This window comes from Microcoleus sp. T3_A4, from assembly GCF_036700465.1.
Taxonomy (GTDB): domain Bacteria; phylum Cyanobacteriota; class Cyanobacteriia; order Cyanobacteriales; family Microcoleaceae; genus Microcoleus.
This window is the reverse complement of record NZ_JAUBOY010000029.1, coordinates 41,610-58,594: the sequence shown is the minus strand read 5'-3', so window position 1 is coordinate 58,594 and position 16,985 is coordinate 41,610. Positions and strand designations below refer to the sequence as shown.

The 16,985-nt window shown below is 47.0% G+C and carries 16 protein-coding genes; 9 read left to right on the top strand and 7 right to left on the bottom strand.

Translation table 11 applies throughout. The features are described 5' to 3' along the window. The first annotated feature begins 172 nt into the window (after nt 1-172). Complete coding sequence (locus tag QUA07_RS17520) at nt 173-529, top strand: hypothetical protein (RefSeq protein ID WP_006631047.1); 357 nt, start codon at nt 173-175, stop codon at nt 527-529. A 52-nt stretch (nt 530-581) separates the two neighbouring features. On the opposite strand, the gene QUA07_RS17515 is transcribed toward QUA07_RS17520, so the two are convergent. The 3 genes from QUA07_RS17515 to QUA07_RS17505 all read right to left on the bottom strand — a co-directional run bounded on the left by QUA07_RS17515 (nt 582) and on the right by QUA07_RS17505 (nt 4,298). Further along, on the bottom strand, nt 582-1,550 hold the full coding sequence (locus QUA07_RS17515; protein WP_333327223.1) for a YegS/Rv2252/BmrU family lipid kinase: 969 nt from the start codon (nt 1,548-1,550) through the stop codon (nt 582-584). A 269-nt stretch (nt 1,551-1,819) separates the two neighbouring features. Beyond that, nucleotides 1,820-2,548 carry a DUF3891 family protein gene (locus QUA07_RS17510; RefSeq protein WP_333327221.1) on the bottom strand — a complete coding sequence of 243 codons (729 nt, stop codon included), beginning with the start codon at nt 2,546-2,548 and terminating at the stop codon, nt 1,820-1,822. 145 nt (nt 2,549-2,693) lie between these two features. Beyond that, nucleotides 2,694-4,298 carry a metallophosphoesterase gene (locus QUA07_RS17505; protein WP_333327217.1) on the bottom strand — a complete coding sequence of 535 codons (1,605 nt, stop codon included), beginning with the start codon at nt 4,296-4,298 and terminating at the stop codon, nt 2,694-2,696. A 350-nt stretch (nt 4,299-4,648) separates the two neighbouring features. Between QUA07_RS17505 and QUA07_RS17500 the strand changes: the two genes are divergently transcribed. Further along, the gene (locus tag QUA07_RS17500) at nt 4,649-5,842 is read left to right on the top strand and encodes a DNA cytosine methyltransferase (protein ID WP_333327215.1); all 1,194 of its coding nucleotides are present in this window, start codon (nt 4,649-4,651) and stop codon (nt 5,840-5,842) included. Here QUA07_RS17500 and QUA07_RS17495 read toward each other — a convergent pair. Together QUA07_RS17495 and QUA07_RS17490 are read right to left on the bottom strand one after the other, a co-directional pair. Continuing rightward, complete coding sequence (locus QUA07_RS17495) at nt 5,805-6,536, bottom strand: restriction endonuclease (RefSeq protein WP_333327213.1); 732 nt, start codon at nt 6,534-6,536, stop codon at nt 5,805-5,807. The two genes, QUA07_RS17500 and QUA07_RS17495, sit on opposite strands and share 38 nt — an antisense overlap. After that, a complete protein-coding gene (locus QUA07_RS17490; RefSeq protein ID WP_333295673.1) occupies nt 6,533-6,781 on the bottom strand; it encodes a helix-turn-helix transcriptional regulator in 249 nt (82 codons plus the stop codon). The genes QUA07_RS17495 and QUA07_RS17490 overlap by 4 nt, the downstream gene beginning before the upstream one ends. 148 nt (nt 6,782-6,929) lie before the next feature. Here QUA07_RS17490 and purB point away from each other — a divergent pair, with 148 nt between their 5' ends. Both purB and QUA07_RS17480 read left to right on the top strand, forming a co-directional pair. Continuing rightward, nucleotides 6,930-8,225, top strand: a complete 1,296-nt coding sequence (purB, locus tag QUA07_RS17485) for an adenylosuccinate lyase (protein ID WP_333327296.1) — start codon at nt 6,930-6,932, stop codon at nt 8,223-8,225. A gap of 300 nt (nt 8,226-8,525) precedes the next feature. Next, nucleotides 8,526-9,251: a M15 family metallopeptidase gene (locus QUA07_RS17480; protein WP_333327211.1), complete on the top strand. Its 726-nt coding sequence runs from the start codon at nt 8,526-8,528 to the stop codon at nt 9,249-9,251. Between the two features lie 73 nt (nt 9,252-9,324). Here QUA07_RS17480 and QUA07_RS17475 read toward each other — a convergent pair whose 3' ends face one another. After that, the gene (locus tag QUA07_RS17475; RefSeq protein ID WP_333327209.1) at nt 9,325-10,164 is read right to left on the bottom strand and encodes an SH3 domain-containing protein; all 840 of its coding nucleotides are present in this window, start codon (nt 10,162-10,164) and stop codon (nt 9,325-9,327) included. 245 nt (nt 10,165-10,409) lie between these two features. Between QUA07_RS17475 and QUA07_RS17470 the strand changes: the two genes are divergently transcribed. Beyond that, nucleotides 10,410-11,783, top strand: a complete 1,374-nt coding sequence (locus QUA07_RS17470) for an NACHT domain-containing protein (RefSeq protein ID WP_333327206.1) — start codon at nt 10,410-10,412, stop codon at nt 11,781-11,783. 102 nt (nt 11,784-11,885) lie between these two features. On the opposite strand, the gene QUA07_RS17465 is transcribed toward QUA07_RS17470, so the two are convergent. Continuing rightward, nucleotides 11,886-12,458: a Uma2 family endonuclease gene (locus tag QUA07_RS17465; protein ID WP_333327204.1), complete on the bottom strand. Its 573-nt coding sequence runs from the start codon at nt 12,456-12,458 to the stop codon at nt 11,886-11,888. A 194-nt stretch (nt 12,459-12,652) separates the two neighbouring features. Between QUA07_RS17465 and QUA07_RS17460 the strand changes: the two genes are divergently transcribed. From QUA07_RS17460 to QUA07_RS17445, 4 genes are all read left to right on the top strand, one after another. Beyond that, nucleotides 12,653-13,636 (top strand): alpha-ketoacid dehydrogenase subunit beta, encoded by a 984-nt coding sequence (locus tag QUA07_RS17460; protein ID WP_333327202.1) that lies wholly within the window; start codon nt 12,653-12,655, stop codon nt 13,634-13,636. Between the two features lie 151 nt (nt 13,637-13,787). Next, on the top strand, nt 13,788-15,185 hold the full coding sequence (secD, locus tag QUA07_RS17455; RefSeq protein WP_333327200.1) for a protein translocase subunit SecD: 1,398 nt from the start codon (nt 13,788-13,790) through the stop codon (nt 15,183-15,185). A gap of 195 nt (nt 15,186-15,380) precedes the next feature. Next, complete coding sequence (gene secF, locus QUA07_RS17450) at nt 15,381-16,349, top strand: protein translocase subunit SecF (RefSeq protein WP_333327198.1); 969 nt, start codon at nt 15,381-15,383, stop codon at nt 16,347-16,349. 116 nt (nt 16,350-16,465) lie between these two features. Further along, the gene (locus tag QUA07_RS17445; protein ID WP_333327196.1) at nt 16,466-16,846 is read left to right on the top strand and encodes a hypothetical protein; all 381 of its coding nucleotides are present in this window, start codon (nt 16,466-16,468) and stop codon (nt 16,844-16,846) included. Nucleotides 16,847-16,985: the final 139 nt, after the last annotated feature.

The following is a 16,985-nucleotide window of genomic DNA, read 5'->3' as shown; positions in this document are numbered from 1 at the left end:
CGGCTTGTAAGTTATATCCAGTTAATTAAGTTAGCATTTTTTAGTAAAATTGACAACGATTAAATATAGAAAATACCGACACATATTGTAGTGTAAATAGCTCGGATATTAGTTGTTATATCATAGTGCAAAAGTTAAAATATAGATAACTAACAAATAAAAGTTGCTATCTATGAAAATACAATCTTCTGTCTTAGTCCACCTGGGGTTTGGCAAATATGTACGCTCCGATCGAGTAACAGCAGTAATACCAATTGAAGAAGAACGGGGGCCTGGTCGGCGCACTTTCGTACACGTAGACGGCGAAGCAGACCCGATCGTTGCTTCACGCGCCGAAGATACAATTGTTCGTGATTTGGTGCAGGAACCACGCGAAATAACTCAAGCTCGGCAGCAACAAGAAATCCTCCAAGATTTGCTGGCAGATTTGAGCAATGTTAACGTCACCGTGCGCCGCATCAGCCGCGATGAAGGCGGACTCGATCTCGAACGTTTGGAGCGTCGCATTCGCCAAATTTTAGACGCCTAAAAAAGAAAGACCGCCCGCGCGGTCTTTCTTTTTGTTTGTGTAGCTAAAAATTTTAAGTTACGGGTTTCAATGTAATTTCGATGTCCGCTAAACCAGTGAGTTTTTCTACCACTGGCTCTTCTTCAATTCGCGGTACAAAAATAGTTAAACCTCCCGGAACGCACTCAAAAGAAACCGGAGTCATGCCGATGATTTCCCCGTCTACAACCACTTTTTGAGGCGGATCGGCACTAATTGTTACTTTTTTTGCCCGCAAATAACCGATGTCGTCGCGATCCGTAGGATTGCCGCTCAAAGCTGTTTGCAATAGGTGATAAGAAGCTGCGATCGCCCCTGCTTTATTCTGAGGCGCAACCAGCGTCACGTCCAGCAAGCCGTCATCAAAAACAATCCCCGCCGGGCCTTGAGCTAAAATCGAAGTAGGCGGCGCTGCATTTGCCACGGTGACGGCCACAGCAGTAAGGCTGATTATTCTATCTTCGGTTTCGATTTCCGCTTCAAATCTTTCTAAATTGTTTAACTGTTTAATTCCTGAAAGAATGTAAGCCAGCATTCCCCAGCGATTCTTCATTTCGCGATCTGCTAATTCGACGGTTTCTGCCTCAAAACCCACTCCAGCTAACAAAACCATCGGCATTTCCCCGTTGCAAATCGCCGCATCCACCACCCGTGTCAACCCTCCAAAAATAGTGGCGCAAGCGGTTTCAATTGTATTGGGAATATCTAAAGCATTAGCAAAAGCATTAGCCGTTCCCCGCGAAATAATTCCTAAAGGAATATTTGTGCCGACAACCGCCCCAGCAACTGCTGATAATGTGCCGTCGCCCCCGCAAGCAATAATTTCCTCAACTCCTCTATCAACTGCTTCGCGGGCGATTTGGTCGGCGTCTAATTCGGGGGTTGTCAGCCGAATGTCTAAGTCAATAAAAGGCTCTAAAAGTTCCCGAATTCTAGCTAAGTCTTGGTCGGGGTCGCTGTTACCGGCGACGGGATTGAAAATTAGGCAAGCTGAACGTTTCATAGTTGATAATAGGTAATAGGTAATGGGTAATGGCTGAACTGAAACTCTAGATTTTTTCGTTTCGTTTGTATCCAAGTTTCGATCGCCATCGCATCCCCCTTAATAAGACCCATTTTGACTGTTCTTATCCCCCCCTTATTAAGGGGAGTTAAGGGGGAGCAAGACTCAACTATAACCCTGATTTAGACATGGTTTTAACATTAAGTTAACACAAATGCCATGCCCGCTAAACTTCGATAACAATCCTCACCTATTTTTCAAAGGTTTAGTTAAGACTTGACAAAAGTCCACTCTAAGACTTCGCGGGGAGCTTTGTGCAACGCTTCCTTGATTTCCTTGTTGCTGTCGAACTTGACTTTATCCAAAAGACACGCTTCGACGTTCACCGTAAACTTATCTTCTTCAAAAGGCCAAGGAGTTACAGTCACGAGTTCGTTGCTGTGCTGTACAATATCGTAGCGCTTACCGTCCGGGCCGACACTAATTTCTAAAGCTCGCTCTCCGGCGGGTAACTCGCGGCTGCAAAGAATTAATGATAGCCGATCGCACCACTGGAAAAAAGCATAAGCTGCCTTAGCATCTTCCTCAGAAATATTCAACTCTTTTTGCCATTTTTTTTGATTTTCCAGTTGTTCGTCCAAAAATTCGTCGAGTTCCTTCGACTCTCCCCGCTTTCCTTCATTGAGATAGCTCATGTGCATAGAAATCAGCATTGCTACCCACCTACCGCGATATAGGGAATTCTCGGTCATGGCTTTAATTTTCGGCAGAGAAGTTTCCGTCTGCAAGGTAAAATCAAAGGGCGCGCCCGCTTCAGTTAAAATATTTTCTTCCCACTCTTTCTCCAAATCATCGTGATGCGAAATAGCCGCTATGGTTTCGTACAAGCGAAGCGGAGATTTCGAGCGCTTCCACTGTCCGCCAAGTTGGGCGGCGAGCAAAGCATGGGCGCGGTGGTAAATAATTTCCCAGCCCGTTGCGGTTAAGTTAGCAATCATTGAATTTTTCTCCTGAATTAAATTGATACAAGTATTTTGTGCGAGCATTCCGCTCTCGATCCCCCCTAGCCTTAAAAAAGGGGGAACCGGAATCGGTCAAAGTCCACCTTTTTAAGGGCGATCAAGACTTACAGAAAAACGAAAGTTAAATCACAAAAGGTTCGATCGAGATCTCCTGCCATTTCCCCTCAAATCGTTCGACAACCATAGGTCGGATGCGGAACTTGGGGGGACACCCGTCGAGAACATCAATCCGCAAACACGAATAAGGACGGCGTTTGTGGGAACCTTGACCGCTGCGGCCGACAAATAGCAAAGATTCCGCTATCCGCCGATCGGCTTTTTGCGATCGCCCGCCGTCACGCGCCAAGCGATCGGCTTCTGGACTCAATGGTTCCTGCAACATAGGCCCTTCCGGGCGCTGGCGGCGGAGACTGTGGCCGCTTCCCCCGCAGATAATCCAATTAATCCCAGAGTCGCCGTGTCCGGTATTCCCAGTCCGCAGGTATTCCAAACAGTGAGCGTGGCCAGTCAGCACCAAATCTACTAGCGGACGACCCCGCGCCACATCCCCAACAGCATCGGCCACCCCGTCGAGCACCTCGCGCAATCGCAACCGAACCGCCAAAGTTTGAGCTTGATTCCACTTTGTCGCCTCAGTCACGTAGGGGGGATGGTGCAGGTAAATTACCCGCCCCCGCACCTCGGAATCGCGCCAAGAGTTAATCAGCCTTTTTTTCAGCCATTCGAGCTGTTCAACGTCCGTGGCGGCTGTTTGGTGGGGCGACAGTTGTTTGTCAATATCCATCAACATTTCGTCAACTTGCTCTAACTTGGCGCCCAAGTCGTCTAGCTGTTCGGCTTCCTCGGGAATTTCGGGGTTGAGCCGATCGCACATTTCGAGCATTGCCGATTTTTCTTGCTCCAATCTCTGGCGATCTAGTTCCAAATTCTGGCGGCGAATGTCGCCCTGTTTGGTTTTCGGGATCGGTAAGGGCTCGTTGAAGGTGTTGGAGTCGAGGGCGAAGAAGTCGATGCCGCCGCTGCGGAAGGTGTAGTAGCGGTTGGGTAAGCGGGTAAAGCGTCCGGGTTGGTAGCGGATGCAGCGGCCTGTGCTGGTGCTGGCGGTGTAGTGGGCGTCTAGGTGGCGATCGAGCTCTCCCGGCATTTTGTGAGCTTTGAGGTAGTCGAGAAAGGCTTTGGCGTAGGTATTTCCGCGATCGGAACCGTGCCAGCCGACATCGAGATCCAACTTGGAACCCAACAGCCGGCGCAGCGGCAAAGCTGTCGCCGACAGAATGCCGTAGACTATGGGCAAGTCGTAATAGTCGTGGTTTCCCGGTACGGGCAAAAACGGAAAGTTAAACACCATGCGATCGTAAGCAATCCGAGATGGCTCCTCCCCCCCGACTATAAATTCTCGGTAGGGGCGAATAAAGTTTTGCAAGTAATATTCGCTGGAACCTACGAGATAAACTACATCGCCGGTGTGGAGGACGAAACGGCAGGTTTCGCGCTCCGAGAGCATTTGTTCGGCAATCTGCCGCTGGGGATTGTGGCCGCGGTGATTGCCCGTGCCGCTGTCGCCTACGACTAAAAACGAAAACTCTGGAGAGTCGGTGGTTGGAGATTCCAAAACCATCCGAGTTTGGTCGATTCCCCGATCGACGATCGACTGTTCTTGCCACCGCACCCGCTCGTTCATTTTGCGGATTTTGACTTTTATTTGCGGGTCGGAAACGAATTTCAATTCACCTCTTCTCCAAAATTGCTGAGTTCCTAGTTAATTGTGTAGCGATCGGGCGAGTTTTTACATCTCTCTAAAAGCTGAAAATCGAGGCGCGGGTACTCAGAAACCGGGTTTTTAGGAGAATACTGCCTGACAACTGACATATTGCACCATTCTCAATAAGCCTTTGATGGGCGGGTTCTGGGGCCCACCCCACAAGAAAATTCACTCGTGGAACAGGTCGTCGGGCCTGTTAAGCGAGAATGGTGCAATATGTGAGACGATCGCACTCTCCGACTCCAAGGGCGATCGAGTCCTACACCCTGCCCCAAGTGGGCAACATCAGATAGAACGCAGTAAACAAATATAAAATGGAAGCAATACAACTGTCTTTGTTCTCAAACGAGGAAGAATTAATTCCTGCCAAAAAGCAGAAGAAAGCAAAATTAGGGCGTTACGAACGCATCCAACGCGAACTAGAAGCAAATGACTGCGACCCCTACAAGATATTCATTGATATTGAATCTCAGTCACTCCCAAAATCAGACTATACATTTGTAGATCTTTTTTGCGGTGCGGGCGGCATGACCCAAGGTTTATTGCAAGCAGGTTTTCGACCAGTAGCAAGTGTTGAAATTAATGCGATCGCCTCGGCAACTCATACAAAAAACTTTCCCGATTGCCATCACTTGTGCGACGATATAAAAAACTTAAATCCCCAAAAGTTGCTCGCTGAAATTGGTTCGCCAGAAGTTCATGTTGTTGTAGGCGGGCCGCCGTGTCAAGGCTTCTCAGTTGCAGGAAAACGCGACCCCAACGACCCTCGAAATCGCTTATTTAGAGAGTTTGTCCGCGTTGTCTCTGAAATACGTCCTTGGTATGTTGTCATGGAAAACGTACCCGGAATATTGACTATACAAAAAGGAGCTGTTAAGCAAGCCATTTGCGAGGCTTTTCAGGAAATTGGCTATCCCCATATGTCCGTTGCTGTTCTGGAATCAGCCGCCTATGGAGTCCCGCAAATCCGCCCGCGAGCCATTTTTATTGCCAATAGATTCGGGATGCCAAATCCCTATCCGAAGCCGCAATTGTTACCCGAACAATACAAAGCGATTGAGTCAGCAATTGATGATTTACCAGAGTATACTCGCCTACCGGAAATTAACCACGAATGGACTCGTCATTCTGTTGAGTACATGGAAAGACTTGCTCAAGTTCCACCAGGCGGTTCTTTGTATGAAAGCTACGCCGATGCTTTCAAGCGACAGTATCCGGGAAAACCGAGTATGACTGTTAAAGAAAATCACGGCGGCACTCATATTCATCCTTATCTCAACCGCGTTATTTCAGCTCGTGAAATGGCTAGATTGCAAACTTTCCCGGATTCCTTTATTTTTGAAGGTTCAATGAAAAAGGCTATGTGGCAAATTGGAAATGCCGTGCCGCCCCGTTTAGCAGAGTGTATCGGCTTTGCACTTATTCCATATTTGGCTGATATTGCACTTAACAAACCTAGCTTAGTTACTGTTAAACCTCTCGAACAGATTCAGCTAGTTTTTGATTGAGAGCATTTCTCCAAGTTTCAAAATCATACCAGCCACATCCTGTGCAGCCTTCCTCAGCCTCAGCGCCGCGCTGATGTATGGAAAGCCAGTCTTCGCCTCTTTCATACCAAAACTTGATTCCGAAAGGTGTGCCTCTTTTCCCTGTTTTGATGCAGCGTTCGCAACTTCGAGATTTTAGAAGATTGTGATTGCCTGAAGCATCTTTTTTGAGCAACTGAAACTTTGCCTTGATTTCAGATTCGCTCATAGATGCCAGGTGTGGTGGCTCATTATCTCCCCAACGCTCCATTGGGAATCTATGGTCAATTACTAACTCATGAGCTGCTCGTTTTCTCTGTTCGATTACATCTGTATAAAAGTAAACTTCGAGAATTTTTTTTACCAGAGAAGCGGGTATGTTAGCAGCAGAATTTGCTGATTTAATTTCTCCTGTCCACAAATCGCCCAAACGTGTTGCCTGACAAGTTTGACAGTATCTCTTTTCTGTTACAATAACCAGACCGGGGCGCTTCCTTGTTCCGCGCTGCAATCCCTGAATTCCGCCACCGCCAGCATATTGAGCTGAGGCTATCTGTTTGCCTTCGCACTCCCGACAGTGCCATTTTTGGTCTGAGAGGAGATTAAAGACTCTGAATTGAGTTGAGTCTTGTTTTAATTGAGCTTTAATTGTTCCTGCTAAATCTTGATTGCTCACTCTATATTTTCCGCTTCTATTTCTAGATTTTCGAGAAGATTGGAAACTGTTGTGCCCAAGCCGCTAGCTAGACTTGCAATTGCAGTGATGGACGGATTTCTGACTCCGCGTTCGACTCCAGATATATAGGTGCGGTCTAAATTAGCCCGCATTCCAAGCTCCTCTTGCGAAATTCCCAAGGCTGTCCTGCGTTGCTTTACCAGATGACCTAAAGCACGCAGAATCTTCTGTTTCGATCGACTCATCTGCCAATTTTCAGTCTCTGCGGACTATCAGTCTACGGACGATGTGTCACATATCTGGAAAGTTCGATCGCCCGAAATTCCCCATCCCGACTCAAGACGGAGGCCTCGCAGAGGTACAATAGGACGATCGCATTCCCCAACTCCCACCGTGATAGAGCGCTACACTTTGCCCGAAATGGGCAACATCTGGACTGAAACTGCCAAACTCAAAAGCTGGCTGCAAGTAGAAATCGCTGTCTGCGAAGCTCAAGCCGAACTCGGCTACATCCCCGCCGCCGCAGTCGAAGAAATCAAAGCTAAGGCTAATTTTGACCCCAAACGAGTCCTCGAAATTGAAGCCGAAGTCCGCCACGACATGATCGCCTTCTTGACAAATGTCAACGAATATGTAGGCGATGCCGGACGCTACATCCACCTCGGTTTAACCAGTTCCGATGTGCTCGATACTGCTTTGGCGCTGCAATTAGTCGCCAGCGTCAATATCTTGTTAGAACGTGTCGAAGAATTGAGTCAAGCTATTCGCTATCAGGCTCAACAGCATCGCAATACCGTCATGGTTGGCCGATCGCACGGAATTCACGCCGAACCCATCACCTTTGGCTTTAAACTAGCAGGATGGCTGGCAGAAGTCTTTCGCAGTCGTGAAAGATTGGTGCATTTGCGATCGTCGATTGCAGTCGGCAAAATCTCCGGCGCAGTCGGAACCTATGCTAATATTGACCCGCGAATTGAAGCGATCGCCTGTCAAAACCTCGGACTCGAACCGGATACCGCATCGACTCAAGTCATTTCGCGCGATCGACACGCCGAATACGTCCAAACCTTAGCACTGTTAGCAGCATCGATCGAGCGTTTTGCAGTAGAAATCCGCAACCTGCAACGCACCGACGTTCTCGAAGTCGAAGAATTCTTTTCCAAAGGGCAAAAAGGCTCATCCGCCATGCCCCACAAACGCAACCCGATTCGATCGGAAAGACTCACAGGAATGGCGAGAATCGTCCGCGCCAACGCCGTCGCAGCCTTAGAAAACGTTGCACTTTGGCACGAACGAGACATCTCTCACAGTTCCGTAGAACGGATGATTTTGCCCGACAGTTCTACAGTAACTCACTTCATGTTAGTAGAAACCACAGACTTAGTAAAACACCTGCTAGTCTATCCCGAAAACATGAAGCGAAACATGAACCTTTACGGCGGAGTCATTTTCAGCCAGCGCGTGATGTTAGCCTTAGTAGAAAAAGGCACGAGTCGCGAAGACGCATACAAAATTGTGCAATCTTGTGCTCACGAAGCTTGGAACAAACCGGGCGGCAATTTCTACAATTTAATTGCTAAGGACGATCGGGTAACAGCTAAGATGACGACCAAAGAAATTGATGATTGTTTCGATCCGCAGTATCAATTGAGGCACTTAGATTTAGTGTATCAGCGCTTGGGAATTTGAGGACAATTAACAATTAAAAATGACTCAGAGAGAAAAGAGAGCGAGCGTTCTCGCGCTTGTCCCACAGTCCGCCGGGGGTTTAAACCCCCGTCTCATAGCTAAAGTCGGTTAAAACCGACTGAAAGACTCATAAAATAAAAGTTTTAGAGAAATATTTCAGTCCTCTTCAGAGGACTTTAGCTATGAGACAGGGGTTTCAACCCCTGTCGGTCTGGCGGGCTAGCAGACAACACGAAAAGCGCGAAAATTCCCCAAGATCTGAAATGTAAAAACTCTATTAAATATCCACTTAACAGAGCTATGAAATTAAACCGATTTACAAAATATCTACTTGTATTCGCTCTAATATTACTATCTACAACCACACTGAATTATACAACGTCGATTCGCGCCCAGGAGCCGCCACAAGTGCAAATTACCCAAGCCGAACCAAACTCAGTAGTACCTGAAAGTATTTTCATGAGTCAACTTCCCCCTTCGGCACGACTGGTTGACATCCGCACCGTAAATCCCAACATTCGCCTCGATATCCGATACGCCACTACTAACAATTTCTTGAAACGAAAACTTTACCCTATATCGAAATGCGCCTTGAGAAGTTCTGTTGCTCAACAGTTAGGGCTAGTTCAAACAGATTTGGAAAAAATTGGATTGGGTTTGAAAGTTTACGATTGCTACAGGCCTTTCTCTGTGACTAAGCAAATGTGGCAAGCTTGGCCCGATCCGCGCTATGTTGCTAATCCTGCTAGAGGTTCGCGGCACAATCGCGGCGCTGCTATTGATTTGACTTTAGTCGATCGCACTGGCAAAGAATTAGAAATGCCTACACCTTACGATGATTTTACCGAAAAAGCTCATGGAGATTATCAAGGCGGCAGCGCGGAATCTCGGAAAAATCGTCAATTACTTAAGGATGCGATGAAAAAACACGGATTTATCGGTATCACAACTGAATGGTGGCACTTTGATTCGGAAGATTGGCAGAAATTTGCGATTCTTGATATCTCGCTGGGAACGATTCCTTAATTATACTATTGATTAAAAGTCGCAGATCCGGGTAGGGGCAGGGCAGTGCCTGTTCCCACAGATGTCAAGTAAATTAGCGCAATTTAACCGAAAATTCGTATTCGTATCCCCGGAAATTAGAGTCTAATTGTAATGTGTAATTGCCTGTTACTGGGACTTTTCCAGTCCACTCTGTTTCATTGCCTTGATAAGGATCTCCAGCTAAAAGTTTGCCACGAGGAGTTATAATTTGCGGGAAAACTTCTTGGCGATTCGTAACAGTCATTGTTTGACCTTTTCGGGCGCGAATCCGGTAAGAGTGGCTGCCGCCGCCGATAATTCGCCCTTTAACAATCGCCTCATCTCCTCCCGGCAGAAAATTAATCTGCTGGGTGACATTAGAACAACTGCTTTCGGTGCGGTTTTTGGCAATCCAACCGGGCGGATCGGTAATTCGCAGCCAACCGTTTTGTTCTTCGGCAACTGAAACAAAGGTATTATTTTTAAGTTTTCCTACTACGTTGCTGCCCCTTACTTGCGGGATAGATCGCACATTTAGCGGTGGATTCGGATCGCTGACTACAGCCATACTGATTTTGCAACCCGAATCTGGGGGTGTGACAACTACTGGCTCAACTTTTCGTGGAGGGACTCCTGCAACTAGCGAGGATTGAACAGCCGGGGTTTTTGCCGGTTGGCGTGGGGATTTCGGAGATTCTGCAGCCGGGGTTTGTGCTTGCAGAGGTTCTGGTTGCCGAGATTCAGGGTTGTTCGTCGGCCCTGCAATCTCGTTTCTGGTGGATGCCGGGGATTCTGCAAGGGGAAGATCGGATTGTTTCATCGCACCCGACTGTATAGTTGCAACAGCCACTCCCACCGCTGTTGCCACTCCTGCTAAGCTTACTGTGATGATTTGAGCCTTCGTAAATGACATAAAAAACCCTCTCTGTATCTGTACTAATAATTTTTGTTTGGGAGTTGGGGCGATCGCCAGTTAATTTACAGTGGAAATACCTAGTGCTGCCCACAGGGTCAGGATTTTTAGATAAAATTTCAGAGCCATAATTGTCGCAATAATTTGAGTAAATATATACTGGACGCCTATACTGATGGTAATCTTGCTCTGGGTTATTTGCGCGCCAATTTGCGAAGGTAAGCGTTCAGCGCGAGGTACATAAAATGTCAAAATTGATTCCTCTAAGATTACAACCGCCTCGCGATCGATTGTTGGAGAAGGTGAAGCAGGAAGTCCAAGCAGGGCTCGCGCAGTCTTTGCACGCCGCTGTACTGGCTAACCTCAGTCAAGACTCGTCGCCAACGGGTGTTAACCGCTGTTGGGATGTGGAAGTGAAAGCGGGCAACCGTCCGAGTTTTCGGCTTCCTCCCAAAGCAAGCATGGCTAAAGTGTTCGATCGCGCCGGCGGCAAATTGGTAATTTTGGGAGCCACGGGTGCAGGCAAAACTACGACGCTGCTAGAATTAGCTCGCGTGTTAATTTCCCGCGCCCAAAAAGATGCTAGTTTGCCTGTACCAGTGCTGTTTGAACTCGGATCGTGGAAAGCAGAATCTGGGGCGATCGCCGATTGGTTAATTGCTCAACTTCAGTTCAAATACGGCATCTCTCCTGCTGTCGGCAAAAAATGGCTGACCGAACAACAATTGCTGCCTCTCCTCGACGGCTTGGACGAAGTAGAAACCCACCGCCAAAATAGCTGCATTCAAGCAATCAATCAGTTTGTGGAAAGCGAATTTAAACCCAAACATTTAGTAGCTTGCAGCAGTTTTGAAGCTTACAAAAACTGCGAAACTAGATTTCGCCTGCAAGCAGCAGTTTTGTTGAAACCTTTAAGAGAAACTCAAATTCAAAATTATCTGCTAGAAGCCAGAAGCCGCGAACTTTGGTACAGCATTGAACACGAGCCGGAGTTGTTGAAATTGGCAAAAGTTCCCTTGCTTTTGAGCATGATGGCTCTGGCTTACGACGATATTTTAATCGAAGCTTGGAAGCGCATAACTTCTCCAGAAGAACAGCGCAAATATCTGTTAACTGCCTATATTCGCCACCAAATGACCGGGCAAGTCAAACAGTATCCCAGAGGTAAAGAACTGCGGCCGGAACAAATTCGCCACTGGCTAGGATGGTTGGCCAGAAGGATGGAACAGCAAGGAATTCAAGAATTTTACCTCGATCGCATACCGTCTAGCTGGCTGCACACAGCCGATGAACGGCGCAAGTATCAGTTTGGAGTTAAGCTGGTTGGCGGGCTGATTTGGGTGATTTTAGGATTAATTGCCAGCCTAGTCTCCGGGTCAATTTGGGGATTAATTACGGGTGCTGTTGCTGCGGTAATTAGTGCTTTTTTGCCGGGAATTCCGGGGATTGAAAGTTTGATATTGCGCCTGGTGCTGTGGTCGAACGGCTACATTCCTTGGGATTATAGGCGTTTTCTCGATGCTGCGACCGATCGCCTGCTACTGCAAAAAACGGGCGATCGGCGCTATCGATTTATTCACGATTTATTGCAAAAACATTTTGCTGAAATTAGTCATTAGACAAGATAAGAAAACTCGCCCTCCCTCTTAAAATCATCTGCGTTAATCTGCGTTAATCTGCGCTTTTTTGACAATAAAACATTTATGCAATAAGCCTATTAGTTAAAAGTTTGGCGGTATTTTTGCCATCTGAAATAGCTGTTGCGCTGTAAATTCTAATCCATCAAAAAGTGTATCTATTAATAGCGTATCTCCCATATAAGTCTGCGGTGGTGCATCGGGGTAAAAAACTGTAATGCTTCTCGCCTTGCTATCTACTACCCAAACCCGCAATAGCTTAGCATCTAAATAATCTCTCGCTTTAGCAGCTAACTGACCGAAAGTTTGTTCTGGGGAAATAATTTCTATGACTAATTCAGGGACTACAGGACAGGCTTCATCTTGATTCCAGTCAGGAGATAAGCGTTGGTAAGAAACATATAAAAGATCGGGTACTGGCACCCAGTCTCGCCCGTGGCGGGTTAATTTTACCGCCCATTCTACACCAATTTCTCCCCGTTCCTCACCCCACTGTTCTAGGAGTTTTATTAGGCTTCTGGTGAGGCGAGAATGAAATTTTTTAGGTGACATTTTCGGTACTGCTTGCTCGTCAATAAGTTCGTAGGTAATATCGCCTTCTCCTTCGGGAAGAGAGAGAAACTCTTCCAGAGTGAGTTGAGTTTTTGTCTGGAGCATAATATTCCTCTGCTGTGGGCAGGCAAGTTAGTATTATTTTAACTTAAATATTCGTTGACATAATACAAATGTTATGATAAAGATTGGCCAAGTCTCAGGTTTTAACTGTCAAATTTGCGATCGACTCCTAGATCGACACCCCCAAAAGGTTAATATTCTAGTCTGACCCTCCTGCAATCATTGCTTAACCTCCTATGGCAGAAACCTTATTGTTCAACGCCCTCCGCGAGGCGTTAGACGAAGAAATGGCCCGCGACTCCGCCGTATTCGTACTCGGCGAAGACGTAGGTCAATACGGCGGTTCCTACAAAGTCACCAAAGACCTCTACAACAAATACGGCGAACTTAGAGTGCTCGACACCCCGATCGCCGAAAATAGCTTTACAGGCCTAGCAGTAGGCGCAGCAATGACGGGACTCCGGCCGGTCATCGAAGGCATGAACATGGGCTTTTTGCTGCTGGCCTTCAACCAAATTTCCAATAATGCCGGAATGCTGCGCTACACATCCGGCGGCAACTTCAAAATGCCGATGGTAATTCGTGGGCCTGGCGGCGTGGGCCGGCAACTCGGCGCGGAACACTCCCAGCGGTTAGAAGCATATTTCCAAGCTGTACCGGGTTTGAAAATAGTCGCCTGTTCGACTCCCTACAACGCCAAAGGACTCTTAAAATCAGCCATCCGCGACGATAACCCCGTTCTGTTTTTCGAGCACGTTCTTCTTTACAACCTCAAAGAAAATTTGCCAGAAACAGAATATTTAGTGCCGCTGGACAAAGCAGAAATTGTGCGATCGGGCAAAGATGTCACAATCGTGACTTATTCCCGGATGCGGCACCACGTCATGCAAGCCGTGCCCGCCCTGGTAAAAGAAGGTTACGATCCAGAAGTAATCGACCTAATTTCTCTCAAACCCCTGGACATGGAGACAATTGGCGAATCCATTCGCAAAACTCACAAAGTAATCATTGTAGAGGAGTGCATGAAAACAGGAGGCATTGGTGCCGAACTCATTGCTTCGATTAGCGATCGATTTTTTGACGAACTCGACGCACCGGTTTTGCGCCTGTCTTCACAAGATATTCCCACACCTTACAACGGCAATTTGGAAAGACTGACCATTGTCCAGCCCACTCAAATTGTCGAAGCCGTCCAAAAAATGGTAGCTTTGCGAGTATAAATAGTGATTAGTCAGTAGTCATTGGTTGACTGTTGACTGTTGACTGTTGACTGATGACTGTTGACTGATGACTGATGACTGATGACTAAAATCTGCCAACCGCCAACTGCCAACTGACAACTGCCAACTGACCAATGACTAATAATTAAATATGCAAAAACAACGTTCCCTATTAGCCCTAATTTTTGTTTTAATCATCGCCGCTATTACTGTAATAGTAACAATTCCGACGCGGCTGGGATTAGACTTGCAAGGAGGGTCGCAACTCACAATTCAAGTAAAAACTACCCCCACAATTCCCAAAATTGACCAGGGAATGTTAGAAGCAGTGCGGCGAATTGTCGAAAACCGCGTCAACGGTTTGGGTGTTTCCGAAGCATTAGTCCAAACAGTAGGAGAAGACCAAATTCTCGTGCAGTTGCCCGGAGTAAATGACCCACAGCAAGCAGAACGAGTTTTGGGCGGCACGGCAAAGCTAGAATTTCTGGAACAACTGCCCGGAACAGAAGCACAATTAGGCATTGAAAGGCAGTTGCAGCAGGAATTGCTGGTCAAACAAGCAGAATTGAAAATTAGCCCGAATGAGGCGACTATTAAAGAAAATCAGGCTGCTTTGAAAAGAAGCAATGAGGCGATCGCCAAACTCTTCAAAAGCAGCGGCCTCGGCGGCGAAAACCTCAAAGACGCTCAACCTCAACCCTTGGCCTCTGGGAACAACTGGAACGTTGCTCTTGTTTTCGATACCAAAGGAGGCGAACTCTTTGCCCAACTCACTAAAAATTTAGCAGGCACCGGACGGAGTATCGGTATTTTCCTAGACGAAAGAATGATCAGTTCTCCAGTCGTCGGCGTTGAATTTGCCCAAACAGGAATTACTGGTGGGAGTGCCGTAATTCAAGGCAACTTTACAACGCAAGAAGCCAACGATTTAGCAGTGCAATTGCGGGGTGGCGCTTTGCCCGTGCCGGTCGAAATTGTAGAAAACCGCACGATCGGCGCTAGCTTGGGTAGAGACAGCATTCAAAGCAGTATTAACGCAGGTATCGGCGGCTTAGTTTTAGTCTTGATTTTCATGGTTGCCTACTATCGGCTCCCCGGCGTAATTGCCAATATTGCGCTGTTAATTTATGCTCTGTTAACTTGGGCAGCTTTCGTGCTTTTGGGAGTGACATTAACGCTGCCGGGAATAGCTGGTTTTGTGCTCAGCATCGGGATGGCCGTGGATGCTAACGTGCTGATTTTTGAGCGTACGCGGGAAGAGTTGCGGGCAGGGAAATCACTTTATCGATCGGTCGAATCGGGTTTTTACCGCGCTTTTTCCAGCATTTTAGACGGTAACGTCACAACAGTTATTGCTTGTGCTGCTTTGTTCTGGTTGGGCGCTGGTTTAGTTAAAGGGTTTGCTGTAACTCTGGCATTGGGAGTATTAGTGAGTATGTTTACTGCGCTCACTTGCAGCCGCACTCTGCTGTTCGTAGTATTAAGCTTTCCAGCATTGCGGAAACCTCAGTTGTTCTGTCCCGGTTTGTCGAAAACTGCTAATAGTTAACTGTTGACTGTTGACTGTTGACTGTTGACTGTTGACTGTTAACAGACTACGTAAGGTACGCACTCGGTAAGGTACGCATTGCCCACCCTACATGGAGAAGTTTTTCTTCCCTCTTCCTTCTTCCCTCTTCCTTCTTCCCTCTTCCTTCTTCCCTCTTCCTTCTTCCCTCTTCCTTCTTCCCTCTTCCTTCAAATTATGAAATTCAGTGTAATCAAATATCGATCGCTCTGGTGGAGTATTTCCGCCGCTATAATCCTCGCAGGTATAGTGTCGATGGCGATTTCTTGGACTCGTCCCGACATCCGCGCACCACTGCGCCCCAGTTTAGATTTTATCGGCGGCACTCGGCTGCAATTTGAACTCGACTGCACGAAACCGGAAAATTGTAAACCCATCGATCTTGCTGCTGTCCGCCAAGTCCTGGATACCCAAGGTTTAGCTGGCAGCAGCATTCAAGTTATCGGCCAAGAACAGCAGGGTTTGTCGCTGCGAACAAAAACTTTGGATGTCGAACAGCGGACTAATTTGCAAACAGCTTTGAGCGAAAAGATAGGCGCTTTTGCTCCTCAATCTACTCAAATTGATACGGTTGGGCCTACCCTCGGCAAACAGTTGTTTACTTCGGGTTTGCTGGCTTTGTTGCTTTCTTTTGCTGGAATTACTGCTTATCTGACATTCCGATTTCAGTTGGATTATGCCTTTTTTGCTTTTGTGGCTGTGTTTCACGACGTGTTGGTCACGCTTGGTGTTTTCTCATTTTTGGGTTTAGTTCAAGGAGTGGAAGTTGACAGTTTATTTGTGGTCGCCCTCTTGACACTTATCGGTTTTTCTGTTAACGATACAGTGGTAATTTACGATCGCGTGCGCGAAGTAATCAAGCTAAATCCGGGACAGTCGATCGATCAAATTGTCGATGATGCTGTCATGCAGACGCTGGGAAGGTCAATTAACACAACGTTTACCACGCTGCTGACATTGTTTTCAATCTTTTTGTTTGGTGGCGAAACCCTCAAATACTTTGCTTTAGCTTTGATTGTCGGTTTTATTGCTGGTTCGTATTCGAGTATTTTCGTTGCCAGTACGCTACTAGCTTGGTGGCGCAGCCGCACCGGCCACTCCATCCCCGTCCCCGCAGAAGGAATCAACCAGTCAGAGGAAGTTTAATTGACTGTTGACGGTTAACTGTTAACGGTTAACTGTTGACGGTTAACTGTTGACTGACTAATAATAAATCATCAATAACCAATAACCAATGACAAATGACCAATAACAAATAACAAATGACTACTGACCCAACTTTTCAAATTGAAGTCCAAAGGCTTCACAAACTAACAGTTTACGGCCGCTGGTTAACTGTGATATTGCTGTGGATTAGCGTCGGTTCTTTGAGCATTTGGGGTTTGCGCCGCGAAATAGCTTTGTGGTTAGAACACTTCACTTGGGCGGCGGTGCGCTACGGTTTATCTTTTCATCGCTGGCCCACTCTCGGTTTGGGTTTGTGCTTGGGAATGACTTTAGCAGTGCTAACTTGGCAAAGTCGCAATATAGTCCGAGGATTGCCCCAGCGGGAAAAACAGGGTTTGGAACAACAAGTTCGCCGCATTCGCCAACAGGGGCCGAGTCATCCTTTGTGGAAGTGGGTTTGCAAAAATTCGCGGTAGCTGACTGGCTTTATTCTTTAGTCTCAAGCAAAAGGGACGAAAGTTTGACTCTTAAGCGGTTTCAACGGCCGAGTCCCTAACTTTTATTGCTTCTTCCTTCTTCCTGACATCCGTTACATCCGTTACATCTGAAATCTTG

Excerpts from the sequence above, each read along its gene's own strand:
- QUA07_RS17490 (WP_333295673.1), bottom strand. The coding sequence starts at position 6,781 with ATGAGTCGATCGAAACAGAAGATTCTGCGTGCTTTAGGTCATCTGGTA.
- QUA07_RS17500 (WP_333327215.1), top strand. The coding sequence starts at position 4,649 with ATGGAAGCAATACAACTGTCTTTGTTCTCAAACGAGGAAGAATTAATT.
- QUA07_RS17460 (WP_333327202.1), top strand. The coding sequence starts at position 12,653 with ATGGCAGAAACCTTATTGTTCAACGCCCTCCGCGAGGCGTTAGACGAA.
- secF (WP_333327198.1), top strand. The coding sequence starts at position 15,381 with ATGAAATTCAGTGTAATCAAATATCGATCGCTCTGGTGGAGTATTTCC.
- QUA07_RS17465 (WP_333327204.1), bottom strand. The coding sequence starts at position 12,458 with ATGCTCCAGACAAAAACTCAACTCACTCTGGAAGAGTTTCTCTCTCTT.
- QUA07_RS17520 (WP_006631047.1), top strand. The coding sequence starts at position 173 with ATGAAAATACAATCTTCTGTCTTAGTCCACCTGGGGTTTGGCAAATAT.
- QUA07_RS17510 (WP_333327221.1), bottom strand. The coding sequence starts at position 2,548 with ATGATTGCTAACTTAACCGCAACGGGCTGGGAAATTATTTACCACCGC.
- QUA07_RS17445 (WP_333327196.1), top strand. The coding sequence starts at position 16,466 with ATGACTACTGACCCAACTTTTCAAATTGAAGTCCAAAGGCTTCACAAA.
- secD (WP_333327200.1), top strand. The coding sequence starts at position 13,788 with ATGCAAAAACAACGTTCCCTATTAGCCCTAATTTTTGTTTTAATCATC.
- QUA07_RS17470 (WP_333327206.1), top strand. The coding sequence starts at position 10,410 with ATGTCAAAATTGATTCCTCTAAGATTACAACCGCCTCGCGATCGATTG.
- QUA07_RS17475 (WP_333327209.1), bottom strand. The coding sequence starts at position 10,164 with ATGTCATTTACGAAGGCTCAAATCATCACAGTAAGCTTAGCAGGAGTG.
- QUA07_RS17480 (WP_333327211.1), top strand. The coding sequence starts at position 8,526 with ATGAAATTAAACCGATTTACAAAATATCTACTTGTATTCGCTCTAATA.
- QUA07_RS17515 (WP_333327223.1), bottom strand. The coding sequence starts at position 1,550 with ATGAAACGTTCAGCTTGCCTAATTTTCAATCCCGTCGCCGGTAACAGC.